Annotated in this window: 15 protein-coding genes; 6 read left to right on the top strand and 9 right to left on the bottom strand. The window is 73.5% G+C overall.

Features of this window, described 5'->3' with window-relative positions:
• Window positions 1–30: 30 nt before the first annotated feature.
• Complete coding sequence (locus ACFWEP_RS17450; RefSeq protein ID WP_387371125.1) at window positions 31–3579, bottom strand: phosphodiester glycosidase family protein; 3549 nt, start codon at window positions 3577–3579, stop codon at window positions 31–33.
• Window positions 3580–3865: 286 nt separating this feature from the next.
• On the opposite strand from ACFWEP_RS17450, the gene ACFWEP_RS17445 reads away from it, so the two are divergent.
• Window positions 3866–4348 (top strand): NUDIX domain-containing protein, encoded by a 483-nt coding sequence (locus ACFWEP_RS17445; protein ID WP_387371123.1) that lies wholly within the window; start codon window positions 3866–3868, stop codon window positions 4346–4348.
• A gap of 173 nt (window positions 4349–4521) precedes the next feature.
• On the opposite strand, the gene ACFWEP_RS17440 is transcribed toward ACFWEP_RS17445, so the two are convergent.
• Window positions 4522–6231 (bottom strand): ABC-F family ATP-binding cassette domain-containing protein, encoded by a 1710-nt coding sequence (locus ACFWEP_RS17440; protein WP_387371121.1) that lies wholly within the window; start codon window positions 6229–6231, stop codon window positions 4522–4524.
• Between the two features lie 226 nt (window positions 6232–6457).
• On the bottom strand, window positions 6458–6787 hold the full coding sequence (locus ACFWEP_RS17435; RefSeq protein WP_387371119.1) for a DUF6191 domain-containing protein: 330 nt from the start codon (window positions 6785–6787) through the stop codon (window positions 6458–6460).
• Between the two features lie 285 nt (window positions 6788–7072).
• On the opposite strand from ACFWEP_RS17435, the gene ACFWEP_RS17430 reads away from it, so the two are divergent.
• Window positions 7073–7879, top strand: a complete 807-nt coding sequence (locus ACFWEP_RS17430; protein WP_387371117.1) for a hypothetical protein — start codon at window positions 7073–7075, stop codon at window positions 7877–7879.
• 298 nt (window positions 7880–8177) lie between these two features.
• Here the strand turns inward: ACFWEP_RS17430 and ACFWEP_RS17425 are convergent, their stop codons facing one another.
• The 3 genes from ACFWEP_RS17425 to ACFWEP_RS17415 form a co-directional block, all read right to left on the bottom strand.
• The gene (locus ACFWEP_RS17425) at window positions 8178–9218 is read right to left on the bottom strand and encodes an NAD(P)-dependent alcohol dehydrogenase (protein ID WP_328723342.1); all 1041 of its coding nucleotides are present in this window, start codon (window positions 9216–9218) and stop codon (window positions 8178–8180) included.
• Window positions 9219–9342: 124 nt separating this feature from the next.
• Window positions 9343–10119 (bottom strand): SDR family NAD(P)-dependent oxidoreductase, encoded by a 777-nt coding sequence (locus ACFWEP_RS17420; protein ID WP_387371115.1) that lies wholly within the window; start codon window positions 10117–10119, stop codon window positions 9343–9345.
• Complete coding sequence (locus tag ACFWEP_RS17415) at window positions 10116–10787, bottom strand: TetR family transcriptional regulator (RefSeq protein ID WP_387371113.1); 672 nt, start codon at window positions 10785–10787, stop codon at window positions 10116–10118. The genes ACFWEP_RS17420 and ACFWEP_RS17415 overlap by 4 nt, the downstream gene beginning before the upstream one ends.
• A 105-nt stretch (window positions 10788–10892) precedes the next feature.
• Between ACFWEP_RS17415 and ACFWEP_RS17410 the strand changes: the two genes are divergently transcribed.
• On the top strand, window positions 10893–11315 hold the full coding sequence (locus tag ACFWEP_RS17410) for a GNAT family N-acetyltransferase (protein ID WP_387371111.1): 423 nt from the start codon (window positions 10893–10895) through the stop codon (window positions 11313–11315).
• A 103-nt stretch (window positions 11316–11418) separates the two neighbouring features.
• Here ACFWEP_RS17410 and ACFWEP_RS17405 read toward each other — a convergent pair whose 3' ends face one another.
• Window positions 11419–12222, bottom strand: a complete 804-nt coding sequence (locus ACFWEP_RS17405; protein WP_387371109.1) for a GNAT family N-acetyltransferase — start codon at window positions 12220–12222, stop codon at window positions 11419–11421.
• Between the two features lie 391 nt (window positions 12223–12613).
• On the opposite strand from ACFWEP_RS17405, the gene ACFWEP_RS17400 reads away from it, so the two are divergent.
• Entirely contained in the window at window positions 12614–13486 is an 873-nt protein-coding gene (locus tag ACFWEP_RS17400) for an RNA polymerase sigma factor SigF (RefSeq protein WP_387371107.1), read from the top strand.
• 136 nt (window positions 13487–13622) lie between these two features.
• Here the strand turns inward: ACFWEP_RS17400 and ACFWEP_RS17395 are convergent, their stop codons facing one another.
• A complete protein-coding gene (locus ACFWEP_RS17395) occupies window positions 13623–14549 on the bottom strand; it encodes an oxidoreductase (protein WP_387371105.1) in 927 nt (308 codons plus the stop codon).
• A gap of 295 nt (window positions 14550–14844) precedes the next feature.
• On the opposite strand from ACFWEP_RS17395, the gene ACFWEP_RS17390 reads away from it, so the two are divergent.
• A complete protein-coding gene (locus ACFWEP_RS17390; RefSeq protein WP_387371129.1) occupies window positions 14845–16056 on the top strand; it encodes a sulfite oxidase in 1212 nt (403 codons plus the stop codon).
• A gap of 21 nt (window positions 16057–16077) precedes the next feature.
• Here ACFWEP_RS17390 and ACFWEP_RS17385 read toward each other — a convergent pair whose 3' ends face one another.
• A complete protein-coding gene (locus ACFWEP_RS17385) occupies window positions 16078–16800 on the bottom strand; it encodes an adenosylcobinamide amidohydrolase (RefSeq protein ID WP_387371127.1) in 723 nt (240 codons plus the stop codon).
• 353 nt (window positions 16801–17153) lie between these two features.
• Here ACFWEP_RS17385 and ACFWEP_RS17380 point away from each other — a divergent pair, with 353 nt between their 5' ends.
• Window positions 17154–18161: a PRC and DUF2382 domain-containing protein gene (locus ACFWEP_RS17380; RefSeq protein WP_387371103.1), complete on the top strand. Its 1008-nt coding sequence runs from the start codon at window positions 17154–17156 to the stop codon at window positions 18159–18161.
• Window positions 18162–18237 lie beyond the last annotated feature (76 nt).

Genomic DNA, 18237 nt, shown 5'->3' with positions numbered 1-18237 from the left:
GGATGGCCCCGCGCCCGCCTGCCCCGCGGGTCAGGCCGCCGGCCGCCCGGCGCCCTCCGCGGCGATCGTGAGGCGGGCGGCGCGGGTGACGCCGTCGACGGTCACCGCGAGGGTGACGTTGCCCGGACGCAGGGCGGTCAGCGTGCCGGTGGCCGGGTCGAAGAGGGCGGCGGGCCTGCCGCGCGCGCCGGCGGCCTCCCCGATCCGCAGGTTCGGCGACCCCGTCCAGTCGGCGCTCACCGGGAAGGCGACCGGCACTTGACGAGCGCCCTGGGTGATCAGGGCGGACACTTCGGCCCTGTCTCCCGGTGCGAGCGTGGTGGGGGCGTCGAGGGTGAGGTCGTCGACGTGGGCCCGGGTCTGTACGGAGATCCAGTCGGGCCCGCCCGCCCAGGGCCGCTGCCGGGCGGCCGCCTGCTCGGCGGGTGTGACCCGGTCCGTGCCGACCAGACTCCAGCCGGTGAACCCGCCCTCGTCGACCGGGCCGGAGGGGGTCTTGCCCGAGTTGCCGTTGACGAGGTAGGGCACGCCGTCGACGTGCGAGGCGTGGAACACCCCGACGTGCCCGCCGATGAAGGCGGCCCCCTTGCCGGTCGTACGGCGGAACCCGGCGAGCCACTCCTCCACGAGGGCCGCCTCTTTGCGGTCGCCCAGCTGACTGGCTTTCTGGACCGTGGGGTCGCGCGGCGGTACGTGCTCGATCAGCACGACGGACCCGACGGCCGGGTCGGTGGCCGCAGCGTCCAGTTGTTCACGGAACTCGCGGATCTGCGCGTATCCGCCGCCCCGCAGGCTCAGGCTGGAGGTGTCGAGCGTGATGAAGCGGGTGCCCCCGTGGTCGAACGTACGGTGGGCGGGGCCGAACCGGTCGGTGAAGTCGCCGATCGAGCCGCCCATCACCTCGTGGTTGCCCGGCACATAGGCCCAGGGCAGGTCGTCGCCGAGCTCCTCGTCCAGCACCCGACGGGCGAAGTCGAGGTCTGCGGGCGCCCCCTCGTCCACCAGGTCACCGTCGATGACGAGGAAGTCCGGGTGCGCGGCCTTGATCTCCCGCAGGGTGCGCCGGGCCTGGGCGACGATCGCGCTGCCGGGGTCGCGGGCGACGAACTGCGCGTCCGACATCACCGCGAACCGGGATTCGCGGCTCTCGGTGACGGCCGCCGTGTCGATCAGCGGGTCGGCCACCGGCTCCCGGGCGGGCAGGTCGGCGGCCGGCACCACTTGGGCCACGAGGTCGTCGATGACGATCCCCCCGGTGTACTGCGCGGCGGCGGCGGTCTCGGCCAGATAGAAGCGGTACACGGAGAGCGGCGTCGGAGCTCCGGCGGGCACCGCGAAGGTGACCTGCCGCCAGCCGGTCCAGGTGACGTACGGGCCGCGGAGCAGCTGGTCCGATCCGGCGGCGTCCTTGAGATGGAGCGTGGGCCAGGCGCCCTTGCCGTCCCCGTCGATCCAGAGGGTGAAGGACTGGGGACGGCCCGGGACCGCGACCGGCTGCGGCGGGGCCGCGTAGGCGGCGCGGGTCGCGGTGGACCGGGTGAAGTCGTAGGTGAGCTTCAGCCCGGTGCCGGTGTGCCCGTCCTCGGTCGCGGCCAGCGAGCCCTCGGCACGCGCCTGGCTGAACTTCCAGGTGTCCGCGTCGTCGAAGCCGGATACCGCCTGGTCGGCGAGGCCGACCGTGACGGCCAACACGGTGGTGGCGCCGTGGACCGAGGCGGTGATGAGGCCCGCCGCGCCCTGACCGGCGCGGGCCGTGACGGTGAAGGAGCCCCGCCCGTCGTCCCGGACGTCGAAGAGGGCCCGGTCGTAGTCGAGGGTGACGTCACGGGGTTCGACCGGGGCGCTGTCACCGTGGGCGTCGGAGCCGACGATGCCGAAGGTGCCGGTGGCGCCTTCGCCCGTGAGACCGAGGCGCTCGGTCGTGGGGCTGACGCGGGCCAGTTCGTCGAGCACGGTGAGCCGGACCGAGCCACGGGCCCTCCCCCGCTCGGCGACGGCTTCGGCCGTGCCGCCGTGCCGGGCGGTGAACAATCCCCGCGCGTCGATGGTCCCGACGCCGGGGGCGGTGGTGCGCCAGTGCGGGGTGCCTGCCGCCGGTCCGTACGTCTCGTCGTACCCGGCGGCGGTCAGGGCCCGGGTGAGGCCGGGGAAGACCCGGTCGGGGTGGCCGCCCGCGACGGGGTCGTCCCCCGGAGCGGCGGCCGGGGACGTGCGGGTCTCCACCCAGTAGCCCGTGAGGGCGCCGCTGCCGTCCGGCACGGTGAGGGCGAGGCCGTTGGGGACGGTGCGTTCGCTGCCGTCGGAGGGGCTGTTCTCCACTTGGAGGGCGTCGGTGCCCGGTTCGCGCGCCACCAGGGTGGAGGAGCCGCCGCCGTCCAGGTTGAGCGCGCTGAAGGCACCGGCCTCGCGCATCATCCGGCCGAGTTCGGTGAGGGTCGCCCCGCCGCTGTCGGCCTGCCTGCCGTCCACGGTCAGGACGTGCATGGTGCGGCCGTCCCGGGAGAACCCGACCGCGGTGCGGGGCGCCGCGGTGTTGTTGCCCTCCCCGTCGTGGTTCTGCTCGACTCCGTCCACCACGAGCGGTTCGCGCCCGCCGACCGCGGTGCGCGGCAGCGGCCCGTCGTCGCCGGTGCGCGCCCGGTACGTCAGCCCGACCGGGTCGCCCGGCCTCAGCGCCGTCAGGAGTTCCGCCCCGGCCTCGCGTCCGACCAGGACGGTGGTGTCCTCGGGGACGGGCCCGCTGCCGGGTGCCGACGACACGGAGACCACCCGGCCGTCGCGTACGACGGCCTCGGCGACCGGCCGCGCCGCGTCCACGGTCAGCGCGCGGTCCGCCTCGCCCCAGGCGGATGTGTACGCGCCCACCGAGCCGGCGGGGACGTTGGCGGCGTTGTAGGCGCCGAGTGGACGGTCGCCGGAGGGCAGGGTGAGGGTGCCCTCGAAGTACAGGTCCAGGATCCGCCCGGCGTTCTCCGCGCCGATTCCGACCGCGTGGGAGGAGCCGGCGGCGGGCGAATGGTCGAGGGCGCCGTCCCGGACGCCGGGTCCCTGCGGCGCGCCGGTCTCGTTGATGTCGAAGAAGTCGGCGTTGACGGCGGCGACGGTGCGACGGCCCGCCCCGGGGTCGTGGCCGGCCGCCAGCTCGGAGACCGTACGCCGCTCGCTGACCTTCCCGGTGGAGAGGTAGTCGGCGCGGACGTCCTTGCCCAGGTCCACGGTGAGCGCGTCGACGCGGAGCCACTTGTCGGCTTCGAGCCGGTCGTACGAGGTGAGGCCGACGCCGGGAGCTACGGGCCGGGAGGTGCGGGCGGTCTCGATGCCGTGATCGTCGATGACGGGGCCGCCGGATCGCCCGGCGCCCGCCGGGGCACTCGCACCCGGCGGGGCCACCGGTCTCAGGACCTCGGCCGCGTTGCGCGGGTGGGGGTCGGGTGTGGTGTCGGCCGCGGCGGGGGAAACGACCCCCACCGCGACCCCGCAGACGGTGGCGAACAGCACGAACGCCCGCGCGGAGCGGACGGCGGGCCCTGGACGTCGACGCACAAGTCCTCCTGCTGAAAGGCGGGTTGGACGGTTCATCAGCGCCGGGGCGTGGTCCGGACGCGGCTCCGTCCGGCCGGAGGGCGGGCAGGCGCGACTTCCGGAACACGCTCTGGTGGCGGACAGCATGCCGGGGGCGCCCCGGCAGCGCCAGGGGGCGCGAGTGACGGCGGGGACGACGGAGTACGGCCGGGGCACGGCGGCCCCGGGGCGCGGCGAGGCGCCGGCACCCGCGTCCCGCGAACCCTGCGACCGGCCGATTCCGGGACGCCCGGTATGCCCGAACCGGTGGCGGCGGAAGCGTGATGTACAGAGAATTGACGACATGTCGATGAGCAAGCGCAGTGCGGGGGTCCTTCTCTACCGGACCGGGACCGGGACGGACGAGAGAGGTGTGGAGGTGCTGCTCGGGCACATGGGGGGCCCGTTCTGGGCCGGCCAGGAGGACGCCGCGTGGTCGATCCCCAAGGGGGAGTACGAGCCGGGCGAGGCGGCGGAGACCGCGGCCCGCCGGGAGTTCGAGGAGGAGGTCGGGCTCCCGGTACCGGACGGCTTCTGGGTGCCGCTGGGCCAGTCCCGCCAGGCGAGCGGCAAGACGGTGGTCATCTGGGCGGTGGAGGGCGAGGTGGACACGGCCGATGCGGTGTACGGCACCTTCGCCATGGAGTGGCCGAGGGGCTCCGGGGTGGTCCAGGAGTTCCCCGAGATCGACCGGGTCGCCTGGTGCACCCCGGAGCAGGCGGCGTCCCGGCTGGTGACCGGTCAGCGGGTCTTCGTGGAACGGCTGCTGGCGCACCTGGAGCGGTAGGGCGTGTGTCGAAGGCGTCGCAGGACAGGCGGGACTTTCGCAACACGCTTGAGGCGGTTCCCTCGTTCCCCTGCCCCGGGCGGGCGGTGTCCGGCACCGCTCGGGCGGGTCCGGCGGACCGCCGCCGGGACCCGTCGCGAGCCAGGCCGGCACCACGCTCCGGCCGTCGCCCGTCAGGCGCCGACGGGACGTCCGTCGCGCAGTTCCAGCACGTCCCCGGTGAACCGGCTGCGGAAAGCCCGGTCGTGGGAGACCACGACGACCGCTCCCTCGTACTCGGCGAGCGCGGCTTCGAGTTCCTCGACCAGGTCGAGGGCGATGTGGTTGGTCGGTTCGTCCAGGACGAGTACGTCGGCGGGCCGGGTCACCAGCCGGGCGAGGGCGAGTCTGCGCTGCTGGCCGACGGAGAGGTCGCACACCGGGACGCCGAGGTCCTCGGCGCGGAACAGTCCGAGGGCGAGCAGGTCCCCCGCGTACTCCTCGGGGGCGCCGGGCCGGCCGGCCGCGTAGGTGGTGAGGAGTGAGCGGCGGGTCAGCCGGGCCGGCAGCTCCTGGGGGAGGTATCCGACGCGGCCCCGTCGGGCGACCGTCCCGGAGTCGGGGGCGAGGTCGCCCGCGAGCACCCTGAGCAGGGTGGTCTTGCCCGCCCCGTTCGGGCCGGCGACCAGAAGACGCTGCCCGGGCAGCACGTCGAGCGCGGGCAGGCGCAGTCGCTCCCCCACCGAGACGGACTCCAGCGCGAGCACGGGCGCCGGGATGCCGATGGCGTCGATGCCGTCCGTAGCCTCGATGCCGTCGATGGCCTCCACGCCGGCCGCGGGGTCGGTGGCCCCCGTGGCGTCGGTCGCGAGGGAGAGATCCACCGTGAAGCGCAGGGGCTCCGGCGGCGGGGGCACGGGGGCGGCGAGCAGCGCGTCCCGGCGCGTCCGCGCGGCCCTGACCCTGCCGGAGAGTTTGGCGTCGTGCGAGCGGCGGTGCTTGCCGAATCCCTCCGCCGGGTCCTTGCCGGAGGAGCGGAGCCGTCGGCCGGCGGATTCCACCAGCTCTTCGGCGCGGGCGAGTTCGGTGAGCCACTCCTGGTGCTCCTGCACCCAGCGGCGCCGAGCCGTGGCCTTCGCCGTCCGGTAGCCCTGCCAGCCGTCGCCGTGGCGGGTGACGGTGCGCCGATCGCGCTCCACTTCCAGGACGACGGTGGTGGTGGCCTCCAGGAACGCGCGGTCGTGGGTGACCACCACGAGGGTGCCCCGGTGGGCGCGCAGGTGGTCCTCCAGCCAGCGCACGGCGGGCACGTCGAGGTGGTTGGTCGGCTCGTCGAGCAGGAGCGACTCCGGTGCGGCGGCCAGCACGCAGGCGAGGGCCAGCCGGGACTGTTCACCACCGGAGAGGGTGGCTAGGGGGCGGTCGCGGGTCAGGTGCCCGAGCCCGAGGCCGTGCAGCGCCGCGTCGGTGCGGGCGTCGGCCTCGTACCCTCCACGGTCCTCATAGATCGTCAGCAGGTCACCGTAGGCGTCGAGGTCCGCAGCTCCCGGGGCGGGCCCGGACAGCCTGGCCTCGGCTTCGCGCATCCGGTGTTCCAGGGCGCGGAGTTCGGCGAGGGCGGTGTCGACGGCGTCCTGCACGGTGTGGTGCGGAGCCAGGGCGAGGGTCTGGGCGAGGTGGCCGACCCCGCCGGGGAACCGGGTGACGACCTCCCCGGCGTCCGGGGCCTCGGCACCGGACATGAGCCGGAGCAGGGTCGACTTGCCAGAGCCGTTCTCACCGATGACGGCGACGTGTTCGCCGCCCCCGACGGTGAGGGAGACGCCCGCCAGGACGACCCGGTCGCCGTAGGCCAGCGTGACATCCCGGAGAGTGATCTGGGAGCGGTCGTGCGATGCGGGCATGGGGATCTGATGCTTTCGCTGAGGGAGGACCCGGACGCGGCCGTCGGGACGGGCGTGCGGCGGGAGTTGATTCCGGTCGGCCGGCGGTTTCGGGGCAGCGCGCTCGGCGCGGTGCCGCGACGGTCCCCGCCGGAGCGGATCAGCGGAAGTAGAAGTACGAACCCATGGCGCGAGTGTAGGCGAACGGGCCGACGGGCGTCTTGGGGAATACGGCGGACCGCCACGTTCAGTCGCGCCCCGGGGCCGAGCCCGGCAGGCGGATGACCGCCCGGCCGCCGTCCAGGTCGACGGTCGACCGGTGCGGCGGGGCGCCGTCCTCCTCGTCGTCACGCATCAGCAGGGCGCTGGTGCGTTCCTTCAGCTCGCTCTGTTTGCCGGGCGAGAAGGTGGCGTGCAGCTGCTCGAACCCGGTCGCGGAGACCTGTCCCTGTCGGGCGCCGTTCCGCCAGGGCAGGACACCGGCGCGGGAGCCACGCAGCATCAGCTGGTCGACGAAGGCGAGCACGGTCAGACCGACCACGAGGGTGGGGAGCGTGAGCAGCGCGGCGAATCCCATGGCCGCAGTATGACGGCGGGTGCGGGCCGGAGGGCCCGGGATCTGCCACCGGCCCTGGCTGCGGGCGTGGTGACTGTGCTCCGTGAACGTTGACGATCTTGCGTGGCAGAACCGCCACCTCGGCGGAGTCTTCCCGCAGACGGTGGAGTCCCTTCTCGCGTACGGACACCTGGACGTGGTGGTGCGAGCCGCCGACGAACGTGAGGACTGGTTCTGTGCGCGCGCGGCGGCACGCGAGGGGAAGCACCGCTCTTGCGGGCCCGGGTTCTGGAAAGGTCGGGCCGGGTGGACGAGGCGATGCGCGTCCTGGGCGCTGCCGTGGCCGAAGACCAGGTCGGCTGTGGGAATACGGCGGAGGCCCTTGCGGAACTTCTCGCCCGGCACGGACGGATCGAGGATCTGCGTGAGGCGGTCGCGGCCGGGCACGGCCGCTGGGCCCGCCGGCCTTTGGTGACAGCCTTGGAGGGCAGGGGAAGCGCCCGCGAAGCCGAGGCGATGCTGCGTGAGTGGATCGAGGCCACCGAGTACCCGAGTGGGCTTCAGTCACTCCTCATGGAGCTGCTGGCCCGGCAAGGCAGGACCGATGACGCCGTGGAATCGGTGCGGTCCACGTTCGAGGACGTGTGGGACGGGCTGCTGCAACCGGCGGTACTCATGCTCGCCGAGCATGGGCTCCACGATCGGGCACTGGAACTCCTCGATGAACGCAGCCCGGAGTTCCTCGCGGAGAGCGCCCACTGGGTTCCCTCCACCCGGTGGTGGCTGATGGGAGAATCGGGGCGCTGCGCCGAAGCCATCGTCGAGGTCGAGGCGGCGGCGTCCGGGCTGGAGCCCGGTGAGCGGGACACCACCGTCGCCCGTCTGCTGGTCCAGGGCGGCCGCGAGGACGAAGCGATCGCACTCCTGCGGACGTCCACCGGAAGACTCGACATCGCGTCCCTCGCCGACCTGGTGATCGGACAGCACCGCCCCGCCGAGGCCGTCGAGGCCATTCCTGGCGTTGCCGCCCAGCGAAAGGAGGAGGACAGCCGTTGGCGTGCCTGGAGGCGTGGGGCGGATGGTGACGAACGCGCCGCCGGGATCGCCCCGTAGCCCCCGGCTTTCCCCGCAGCCCCCGGTTTTCCCCGTAGCCCCCGGACTCGCCCCGCAGGGGCACGTCGCGCACCGGACGGACGCGGCACGACGAGCGACGGTGGCTCCGGGGGCGGTCTCGGGGCCGTTCCGTGCTCCGGGACAGCGCTTCGCTTCCCGGACAAGCCGACGCGGGCCGTCGCCGTGGTTCGGCGGCCCGCGTCGGAGTGCTCCGTACTCGTACCAGCCTCGTACGAGCGACGAAGGGACCGGGCCCCGCCCGTCCCGGGGGGAGGACGGACGGGGCCCGGGGTGTGTGTCAGCCGTTGGGCAGGATGACCGCCCGGCCGTTGATCTTGCCGTCGTGCAGGCGCTCGTAGGCGAGCGGCGCCTCGTCGATGGAGTACGTCTCGACGTGGACGTCGACGGCGCCGGCGTGCGCCAGCTCGATGACCTCGGCGAGCTCCTTGCGGGAGCCCCAGTAGGGCGCGGTGACCGAGGTGGCGAACGGCAGAACGCCGAAGCCGACGGGCAGGAGACCGCCGCCGATGCCGACGATGGTGACGTCACTGTCCACGGAGGCGACCTCTCCGGCCGTCTTCACGGTCGGGGGAACGCCGACGAAGTCCAGCACGACCTTGGCACCGGTCCCGCCGGTGAGCTCGCGCACCTTGGCGGCGGCGTTCTCGTCGGAGAGGACGGTCTCGTGGGCGCCGACCTTGCGGGCCAGCTCCAGCTTCTCCTCGGTGACGTCGAGGGCGATGACCTTGACCGCGGTCATCGCGCGCAGCAGCTGGATGGCGACGTGGCCGAGGCCGCCGGTGCCGATGACGACGGCGGTGGCACCGGGCAGCAGCTTCGGCAGCGAGCGCTTGATCGCGTGGTAGGGCGTGAGCCCGGCGTCGGTCAGGGACACCGTCTTGACCGGGTCGAGATCGCCGATCGGGACGAGGTGGCGGGTGTCGTCGACGATCATGTACTCGGCCATGGCGCCGGGGTTGCCGAGGCCGGGCGGCATGATGCCGAGTTCCGCCGCGCGCAGGCAGTAGTTCTCCCGGCCCTCGGCGCAGTTCACGCAGGTACCGCAGCCCCAGGGGCCGTAGACGGCGACGTTGTCCCCGACCGAGACGCCCTGCGCGCCCTCGCCCAGCTCGACGACGGTGCCGACGCCCTCGTGGCCCAGGGTGAGCGGCAGCGGGTAGGTGAGTTCTTCGGCGGACCAGCTCATCACGGCGATGTCGGAGTGGCAGACACCGGCCGCGGTGACCTTCAGCAGGACCTGTCCCGGTCCGGGCACGGGCTTCGGAATCTCTACGACCTCGGGTGCCGCGCCGACGGTGCGGTACTGAACTGCCTTCATGGTTCTCCCTCTGTTCTGTACCGGGCCCGCCGCCGCGTCCGGCCGGGTTTCGGCCGGTCCGCGAGTGACGCGCCCCTCTTGCTGTGCCCCCGTCGCCCCCTGGAGCGTGTCCAGGAGGAGGTGGTCAGGAGGCGGAGTAGCCGCCGTCGACCAGGTGGTAGCTGCCATGGACGAAGGAAGCGCGGTCGGAGAGCAGGAACGCGGCCAGCTCGGCGACCTCCTCCGAGGTGCCAAGACGGCCCGCGGGGTGGAGCGAGATCAGGTGGTCGCGCGCCGGACCGTCGGTGTTGCGCAGCAGCGGGGTGTCGATGAAGCCCGGGCCCACGGCGTTGACGCGGATGTTCTGCGCCGCGTACTCCAGGGCCGCCGTCTTGGTCAGGCCCACGACGCCATGCTTGGCGGCGACGTAGGCCGGGGACTGGGCGAAGCCGTTGGTGCCGAGGATGGAGGAGATGTTGACGATGGCACCGCCGCCGGTCTTGAGCAGCTCGGGGATCTCGTAGCGCATCGAGTGGAAGACGCCGCTGAGGTTGGTGGCGACGACGCGGTTCCAGTCCTCGACGGCGTACTCGCCGGTGGGGGCGGCGGGGCCGCCGATGCCGGCGTTGTTCACGGCGAGGTGCAGGGCGCCGAAGGTGTCGACGGCGAACCGGACGCCCGCTTCGACGGAGGCGGGGTCGGTGACGTCGAGGCGGACGGCGGCGGCGCGGGCACCGGTGGCGGTCAACTCCGCGACGGCCTTGCGGGCGCTCTCCTCGTCGTAGTCGGCGACAACGACCGCCGCGCCGCCGGCCGCGAGGCGCCGCGACAGGGCCAGACCGATGCCGGAGGCACCGCCGGTGACCAGGGCGACCTTGCCGGTGAACTCGGTCGCGTAGGAAGTGGAGAGGTCAGTGCTCATGACGTGGTGCTTCTTTCTGTGGTGCTGCGGTGCTCCGGCCCTTGTGGGGCCGGGGTCAGAAGGTCCGAGGAGAGGGCGTCGAACGCCTGGACCACGAGTTCGGGCAGGGCCGCCGGGAGACCTCCGCGGACCCAAGCGGCCTGCGCGGCGAGCAGGGCTCCGGCCCCCGCGGCGACCGTCACCGCGGGACGGATGTCCTCGCGGCGGTCCACGCCGAGCCGGTCCGCGAGGATGCCGACGGATTCCTCCTGGGCGTCCACCCGGATGTGGTGGTACGCCGCGTAGAGGGTCGGCTCCTCCTCGGCCATGACCAGCAGGTCGAAGATCCGGGGGCGCAGGTGCCAGGGCCCGGCGGCGGTGTCGTCGAGCCAGTCGAGCACGGCACGCCGGTAGGCGGTGAGCGGGGGCTCGTGGGCGGGCCGGGCGCGCAGGGCCTCGTTGATGCGGTCGCCGTCGCCGCGTACGGCGTCGAGGACCGCGTCCTCCTTGCTCCGGAAGTACCGGCTGAAGGTGCGCCGGTCGACGTCGGCCGCTTCCGCGATCTCCTCGACCGTCACCGTGCGCAGGCCCCGGTCGAGTACGAGCTCGAACGCGGCGCGGGCCAGCGTGTCCCGGGTCCGGCGTGCCTTGCGGCCCCGCCTCTCCGGTTCCCTCTGTTCCGTGCTCATGTCTGCACCGTACACCCAAAAATGTCGCAGTGGGACACGTGTCGCACCGGGACTTTTGGAGGGCGGCGGGATACCCCTCGACGAGCTCGTCGGATAATCCGTCCCATGACACGCACCAACCTCGTCCTGGTCGACCGGCTGCCCACCGTGGACGAACACCGGAGGATCGCGGAGGCGGTGGGCTGGTCCCACGCCTTCTCCTGGGATTTCCTGGCCGCCTCCCTCGCCGGCTCCACGGCCGGTGTCGTCGCGCTGGACGGCGAGGAGGTGATCGGCATGGGACGCCTGGTGGGCGACGGCGTCTCCTACTTCTACGTGCAGGACCTGGCGGTCATCCCCTCCCGTCAGGGTGAGGGGATCGGGAGACTGCTGCTGCGCCGGCTCCTGGACCACGTGCGGGCCACCGCGCCCGCGCCCGCCTTCGTCGGGCTCTTCTCCACCGGGGAGGGCGCGGCGCTCTACACGGACGAGGGGTTCACGCCCGGCGACATGACCGGCATGTTCCGCCTGGTCGACCCGGCCTCCTGACCGCTGCGCACGGCCGGGTCGCCACGGCGTTCCGCCCGTGCGTACGGGGCGGGGCCCCGGCCCGGCCGCCGTGGCGTACGGGCCGGGGCACAGCGGTCCGCCGTCAGACTCCGGTCACCGGGGCGGGCAGGACGGACGGGGTCGTCGCGCCCCGGAACACGGTGGTGCGGCGCAGGCGGAAGCCGAGGGACTCGTAGAGCCGGACCGCCCCGGTGTTCTCGGCCGCGGCGTGCAGGAACGGGATGTCACCGCGCTCCGTGATCGCGTGGGCGACGGCCAGGACCAGCCGGGTCGCGAGGCCCTGGCCCCGAACGGACTCGTCGGTGCAGACCGCGCTGATCTCGCTCCAGCCCGCCGGTCGCACCCGCTCCCCCGCCATCGCGACCAGTACCCCTTCACGCCGGACGCCCAGATACGTACCGAGTTCGACGGTGCGCGGCAGGAAGGGGCCGGGACGGGTGCGGTCGACCAGGTCCAGCATGTCCGGTACGTCGTCGGCGCCGAGGAGCACCGCTTCGGGGTACGGCTCCGGGCGCAGCCCCTCGCCGGTCAGCTGCACACCTTCGATCTCGAATTCGATCTCCCAGTCCCGGGGCGGGGCCTGCTGGACGCCCATGAGCGCGACCGTGGCGCCGGGCCCGGCGAGTGCGGCGGCGTCCGCCCAGTCCTGCGCGTCGGGCTCCTGGGGCAGCGCGAACCAGGGCGCCACGTCGGCGGGGAAGCGCGCGACGCGTCCGAGACGTTCGGCGAAGTGCGCCTGGTTGCCGGTCAGTGCGGAGAGAGACGGGTTGTCCAGGGGGTGGAGGGGACGACCGGAACTCGCCCGCGCGGGGGCGGGTGCGCCCACCGTGCCGCTCCCCCTGCTCGCGGGGGCTCCGCGGTGATCGGTGACGTAGACCTCGGACATGCTTTCCTCGCTCCGGTGTTCCTCGGTGGGCGCGGCGCCGGACCGTGACACCGCATCTGGCGAAAAGCGCCCGCGGCGATCCGGATATTCCCCGCTCGGACGGTGGGCATCGTCACGGACGGAGGAAGCCTGGCCGGTACGCCTCCTCGCGGCGCCCACCTGTGGCACTCTGGTGGCGACCGCCCCACCGGGCTCCCCCGTACCGGTGGGGCGGTTCTGTACGCCGACGGGCTCTCGGCCCCGCCGGTGACAGCGGGTCCGCGCTGACACCGGCGCTTCCAGGCCAATTCCGAACTCCGTTCCCGATCCCTTTCGCTGACGGCGCATGAGCCCCCGGGCCCGGGGAAGGTGCCATTACCTGAGGGCCTTCGACCAAGGGGAGCGTGACGGGATGACCGCACACACGGCACGGATCACCAGCGCGGACAGAGCGGAGGTGACGGACGGGCTCCCGTGGATCGAGGACGCCGGGAAGGTCGCCCCTCAGGACGCACGTCAGCTCTCGCGCGTCTTCTTCGACCGCCTCCAGGAGCTGGAAGAGGGCACTCACGCGTATCAGTACGCGCGGAACACGCTGATCGAGATGAACCTCTCTCTCGTCCGCTTCGCCGCCGGCCGGTTCCGCAACCGGGGCAGCGGGGACATGGAGGACATCGTCCAGGTCGGCACCATCGGGCTGATCAAGGCCATCGACCGGTTCGACCTCTCGCGCGAAGTGGAGTTCACCTCCTTCGCCGTGCCCTACATCGTCGGCGAGATCAAACGTTTCTTCCGTGACACCAGCTGGGCCGTCCACGTACCCCGGCGGCTTCAGGAGCTGCGGGTCGACCTCGCCAAGGCCAAGGATCTCCTCGCCGTCGAGCTGGACCGCGACCCGACGGTCCAGGAACTCGCCGACCATCTGGAGCTGACGCCCGAGGAGGTCACGGAGGGCATCGTCGCCTCGAACGGCTACACCGCGGGTTCGCTCGACATGCCCACCGACAGCGGTGAATCGGGCCGCCCGCACACGAACGGCCGGACCTTCGCCGACGTGCTCGGCGAACCGGACTCCGCCATGGAGGGCGTGGAGAACCTCCAGGCGCTCGCCCCGCTCATGGACCGGCTGGACGCGCGGGAACGCCGGATCATCGACATGCGCTTCGGCCAGGAGCTGACGCAGGCCCAGATCGGGGCCGAACTGGGCATCTCCCAGATGCACGTGTCCCGGCTGCTCAGCCGGATGCTGCGCAAGCTGCGCGACGGAATGCTCACCGAGGAGTGACCCCGGCGGGACGGGCACCGTCCGGGAGGGGAGAGCGAGGGGCGCGGCCTTCCGGTCGCGCCCCTCGCACGTGCCGCTCTCCCGGCGCCCGTGCGGAGCGGACGGGGACGCGGGGTGGCGAACGGCCTCGGTGCGGTCAGGTCCCGGCGGGCGGGGTGGCCGCGTGGTGGGCGGCGTCCAGCAGGACCAGATCCTCCTCCGTCAGACGCAGGGCCCCGGCGGCCACGTTCTCCTCCAGGTGCGCCGGATCTCCGGTGCCGGGGATGGCCAGCACGTGCGGGCCGCGGTGCAGCGTCCATGCCAGCCGGACCTGGGCGGCACTCGCGCCGTGCGCCCGCGCGACTTCCGCCACCTCGTCCCGCTCCGGCTCGGCACCGGCGCCCTTGTCGCGACCGGCTCCGGCGATCGAGTAGAACGGCACGAACGCGATGCCCAGCTCCCCGCACCTGTCGACGAACTCGTCCTGGTCGGGGCGCACCTGGATGCCGTAGAGATTCTGCACGCACACCACGGGAGCGATCTTCCGTGCCTCGGCGAGGTGCTCGGGGCGCACGTTGGAGATGCCCAGGTGGCGGATGAGTCCACGCTCACGCAGTTCGGCGAGCGCACCGAAGCGCTCGGCGATCGAATCCGCGCCCAGTACACGGAGGTTGACGACGTCGAGATGGTCGCGGCCGAGCTGGCGCAGGTTCTCCTCGACCTGCTCGCGCAGCCGTTCCGGGGTCGCGTGCGGGATCCACTCGCCCGAAGGGGCCCGGCCGGGGCCCACCTTGGTGGTGATGACCAGGTCGTCCGCATAGGGCGCGAGCGCCCGGTTGATCAGCTCGTTGGCGGAGCGCAGGCGCGAGAAGTAGAAGGCCGCCGTGTCGATGTGGTTGACGCCGAGCTCGACTGCCCGGCGCAGCACGCCGATCGCCTGGTCGCGGTCGCGCGGGGCGGCGTCGGGGTCGAACGCGGCGCCCGTCTGCGGCAGCCGCATGGAGCCGAAACCGATCCGGTTGACCGTCCGGTCGCCGAGGGTCCAGGTGCCCGAGGCAGCCGCTGTGATGGTGGGTGAGGTCATGGCGCCATGTTCGGTGCGGTGCGGGGTTCCGGGCAAAGCCTTTCGCCCCCCGACCGGCCCGCGCGACAGGAAACATCCGGGGAGCGCGCCCGGACGACGCACGGCCGGTGCCCCGGTGTTGCCGCCACGTTGCAGGTTCGTGGCGGGTCGGGCGAGCGCCTTCCCGACCTGCGCGGCTCGCCCTACGGTCCGTAACCGGCCCGCGGCGAAGCCGCGTCGGTACCCCTATCTCCGCATCCGAGGAGCACTCGTGGTTCACGCACCACCGACCGAGTCCGCGTACGACCGGACGCGCATGCGCCAGTGGGCCGGTGGCCGGGCACGGTCCGCCGGCATCGACCGGCGGGATCTGCTGAGGCTTCTTGCCGCCGCCTCCGTGGCCGTTCCGCTGGCCTCGGCCGCCGCACCCGCGTACGCGGCGGAGTCGCTGCCCGGTGTGGTGAAGCCGCTGCCCGCTGACCTGTTCACGATCCGGGGCACCAACGCGGAGACCAACTTCGCCGCGCTGCGCGGGACGGGAGTACTCACCGGCACGGACCGCTTCTTCGTGCGCAACCACACCGCGACCCCCCGTATCGAGGCCGCCGACTGGAAGCTCACCGTCTGGGGCGACGGGCTGACGGGCGGCCCGGTGGACTTCTCGTACGACGCCTTGCGCGCCCTGCCGTCCGTCACCCGGACCGCGTTCGTCGAGTGCGCGGGCAACGGCCGCAGCTTCTACGCCTCCCAGCAGAACCAGCAGGTCAGCGGCACGGCGTGGACGCTCGGCGCGATCGGGACGGCGCGCTGGCGCGGGGTGCCGCTGCGTACCGTGCTGCGCAGGGCGGGCATCGGCCGGCACGCCGTCGACGTGCTGCCGCGCGGCCTGGACGCGGAGGTCGTGACCGACGGGACGAACCTGGGGCGGGTACGGCGGCCGCTGCCGGTGTCCAAGGCACTGGACGACGTGCTGCTCGCCTACGAGATGAACGGTGAGCCGCTCCCGCCGGACCACGGCTTTCCGGTGCGGCTCGTCGTGCCCTCGTGGGTGGGGATCGCCAACATCAAGTGGGTGGGCGACATCGAGGTGAGCGCCGAGCCGCTGGTGTCCCCGTGGAACACCACGCTCTACCGGCTGTTCGGACCGGGCTATCCCGCCGAGGGCAGCGCGCCGCTGACCCGGCAGACGCTCAAGAGCGCCTTCGAGCTTCCGCTCGGCGCGTCCTTCACCGCGCACCGGCCGGTCCGCCTGACGGGAAGGTCCTGGTCGGGCGGAGCCCCGGTCCGGTCGGTGGAGGTCAGCACGGACGGGGGTGTCCGCTGGCGGCGGGCCCGGCTGCACGACGAGCCGCGCGCGGGGAGCTGGGTGCGGTGGTCCACCCCGTGGGTGCCGGACCGCACCGGGCCGGGCGTCCTGCTGGCACGGGCCACCGACCGGTCCGGGCGGACCCAGCCGGAGACCACCGCGCACAACACGCAGGGGTACCTCTTCGACGCGGTGGTCCGCCACCCTGTGACGGTGGTCTGAGGGCGGCCGACCCGCGGGCCGTCATCCGCGGGCGGCCCCGGGCCCACCGGCCGGACGGCTCCTCTCGCGTCCCTCGCGCGGGTGGGCCGGCGCGCCTTCGAGCACGGCCGCGTGCACCGCCCTCGCCAGGCGTGCGCCCCAGAGCGAGCGGGGTCCGGCGAACGGTTGCGCACCCTCGGGCCCCGGGGCGGGCACGGCGACGCAGACGGCGTCCGTGGGGGTGCCGGAGCAGTCGAGTCCGGCGTCCAGGAGCGCCTGCACCTTCGCCTCGGTGGCGGTGGCGACCGCGTTGACCAAGGCGGCGTCACTGAGGGCTACCGGGAGTGTGACCACGATGTTGACCGTCCCGGCCGGCAGCGGGCCGACCGCCCCCGGTGCCGGTGCGGCTGCCCACCCTCGGACGCCGAGGCCGCTGGTGACGGTGGCCGTCACCCCCTCGTCGTGCGCCTCGGTGTACGCGCTCACGTCGGCGGCGGTCATGAGTCCGGCGCCCGGTCCTTCGAGGCCCTCCGCCGCGGCGATCTGCGCGAGGTGCAGGTCGGGGTCGAGCCTCGGGTAGCCGCCGGGCACCTGGGCGTTGAGGATCCAGGCGCGGCTGCCGATGCCGCCGCCCAGGACCGCGCTGCTGCAGACGCGGCTGCCGGGGGCCAGCCGCCAGACCAGATGGCTCAGGCGGTGGCCGTCCTCGTGCCGGGTGCGCAGGAGCCCGCGCGGCGCCGGGAGCTGGAGGGGGACGGAGGTGATGGCGGTTCCCGGGGTGTGCGGCGGCGGCCGGTTGCGGACGGCCCGCCGGTGCGGACGACGATGGCCGGTCGATCCTATGCGGGGCCCCGGTCCCGTGGGGCACCGCCCGCCCGGTGTCCCGGCCGGGGTCCTCACCGGCCCGTCACCGGGGCCGTCACCCGTATGGCCTAACGCGTGGCCCGGGTCACCTTTCCCGGCGGGCACGGGCCGGGGCGGGGGCGACGCGCCCTGACCGCCGGGGCCCGGACGGCCGGTGGGTTGCAGGGGCCATCCGGGTGAGGCGCGATGGAACCGGGCGTGCCGCACCTGAGTGGACCCACCACAGGACGCGTCCGGGCGAGGAGGCATCGGTCATGGCAGCCGCTGACGGTTTCACGGATTCCGGAGAGCTCGACGGTCTCACCGTCTACGACAACGGGGGCGAGAAGGTCGGCAATGTCGGCCGGGTGTACGTCGACGACGACACCGGCAAGCCCGACTGGGTCACGGTCAAGACCGGCATGTTCGGGATGAAGGAGAGCTTCGTTCCGCTCGCCGGAGCCCGTCGGGTCGGCTCGGACCTGCACGTGGCGCACCCGAAGGAGAGCGTGAAGGACGCTCCCCGGGTGGACGCGGACGCCCACCTCTCCGTCGCCGAGGAGGAAGAGCTCTACCGCCACTACGGACTCACGAGGAAGCCCAGGAGTACCGCGGGTACGAACATGGGCGCGGACGGCCGGACGACGGCAGGTACGGGTGCGATGGGTGGCGCGGCCGGCGCCGCCGCGGGTGCGGGGGCGGCGGGCGCCGCGGCCCGCACGACCGGTACCGGCAAGGCGACCGGCGGTACCGCGGGCATGCCGGGTGCCGGCAAGCACCGGGACGCCGACGCCGCGGCTGGAACCCGGCCGCTGGTGGGCGCCGGAGCGGAGCGCTCCGCTCCCGACATGTCGAAGGCCGATCTCGCCGGCCAGGAGGAACTCATCCGCTCCGAGGAGCAGCTGCGCGTCGGCACGGAGGAGTACGAGAGCGGGAGGGCCCGCCTGCACAAGTACGTCGTGACGGAGGAGGTCACCCGCACGGTGCCCGTCTCGCACGAGGAGGTACGCGTGGTCCGGGAGCCGCTGGCCCCGGGCGAGAAGGTGACCGGTCGGACCGCCATCGGCGAGCAGGACGTGGAGGTGACCCTGCACGCGGAGCGCGCGACCGTGCGCAAGGAGGCCGTGGCCGTGGAACGCGTACGGCTGGAACGGGACCGGGTGACCGAACAGAAGGAGGTCTCCGCCGAAGTCCGCAAGGAGAAGATCGACTACGCGGACGGCATGGACACCGGCACCGGCAAGGACACGGGCGGCGAGTTCGGACAGGGAAGGCGCGCCTGACCCGTCCCGGCCCCGGCGGCGGACCGGGGGCCTGAGCGGGCAGGGCGTGGTTCGGGGCGGATCCGAAGTGACGGAT

It is taken from the genome of Streptomyces sp. NPDC060198, from assembly GCF_042728415.1.
Lineage (GTDB): Bacteria > Actinomycetota > Actinomycetes > Streptomycetales > Streptomycetaceae > Streptomyces.
This window is presented reverse-complemented; position numbering and strand designations above follow the sequence as displayed.

What these genes read in the sequence shown, in the direction of transcription:
- ACFWEP_RS17450 (WP_387371125.1), bottom strand. Translation starts at nt 3,579, where the DNA reads ATGAACCGTCCAACCCGCCTTTCAGCAGGAGGACTTGTGCGTCGACGT.
- ACFWEP_RS17445 (WP_387371123.1), top strand. Translation starts at nt 3,866, where the DNA reads ATGTCGATGAGCAAGCGCAGTGCGGGGGTCCTTCTCTACCGGACCGGG.
- ACFWEP_RS17440 (WP_387371121.1), bottom strand. Translation starts at nt 6,231, where the DNA reads ATGCCCGCATCGCACGACCGCTCCCAGATCACTCTCCGGGATGTCACG.
- ACFWEP_RS17435 (WP_387371119.1), bottom strand. Translation starts at nt 6,787, where the DNA reads ATGGGATTCGCCGCGCTGCTCACGCTCCCCACCCTCGTGGTCGGTCTG.
- ACFWEP_RS17425 (WP_328723342.1), bottom strand. Translation starts at nt 9,218, where the DNA reads ATGAAGGCAGTTCAGTACCGCACCGTCGGCGCGGCACCCGAGGTCGTA.
- ACFWEP_RS17420 (WP_387371115.1), bottom strand. Translation starts at nt 10,119, where the DNA reads ATGAGCACTGACCTCTCCACTTCCTACGCGACCGAGTTCACCGGCAAG.
- ACFWEP_RS17415 (WP_387371113.1), bottom strand. Translation starts at nt 10,787, where the DNA reads ATGAGCACGGAACAGAGGGAACCGGAGAGGCGGGGCCGCAAGGCACGC.
- ACFWEP_RS17410 (WP_387371111.1), top strand. Translation starts at nt 10,893, where the DNA reads ATGACACGCACCAACCTCGTCCTGGTCGACCGGCTGCCCACCGTGGAC.
- ACFWEP_RS17405 (WP_387371109.1), bottom strand. Translation starts at nt 12,222, where the DNA reads ATGTCCGAGGTCTACGTCACCGATCACCGCGGAGCCCCCGCGAGCAGG.
- ACFWEP_RS17400 (WP_387371107.1), top strand. Translation starts at nt 12,614, where the DNA reads ATGACCGCACACACGGCACGGATCACCAGCGCGGACAGAGCGGAGGTG.
- ACFWEP_RS17395 (WP_387371105.1), bottom strand. Translation starts at nt 14,549, where the DNA reads ATGACCTCACCCACCATCACAGCGGCTGCCTCGGGCACCTGGACCCTC.
- ACFWEP_RS17390 (WP_387371129.1), top strand. Translation starts at nt 14,845, where the DNA reads ATGCGCCAGTGGGCCGGTGGCCGGGCACGGTCCGCCGGCATCGACCGG.
- ACFWEP_RS17380 (WP_387371103.1), top strand. Translation starts at nt 17,154, where the DNA reads ATGGCAGCCGCTGACGGTTTCACGGATTCCGGAGAGCTCGACGGTCTC.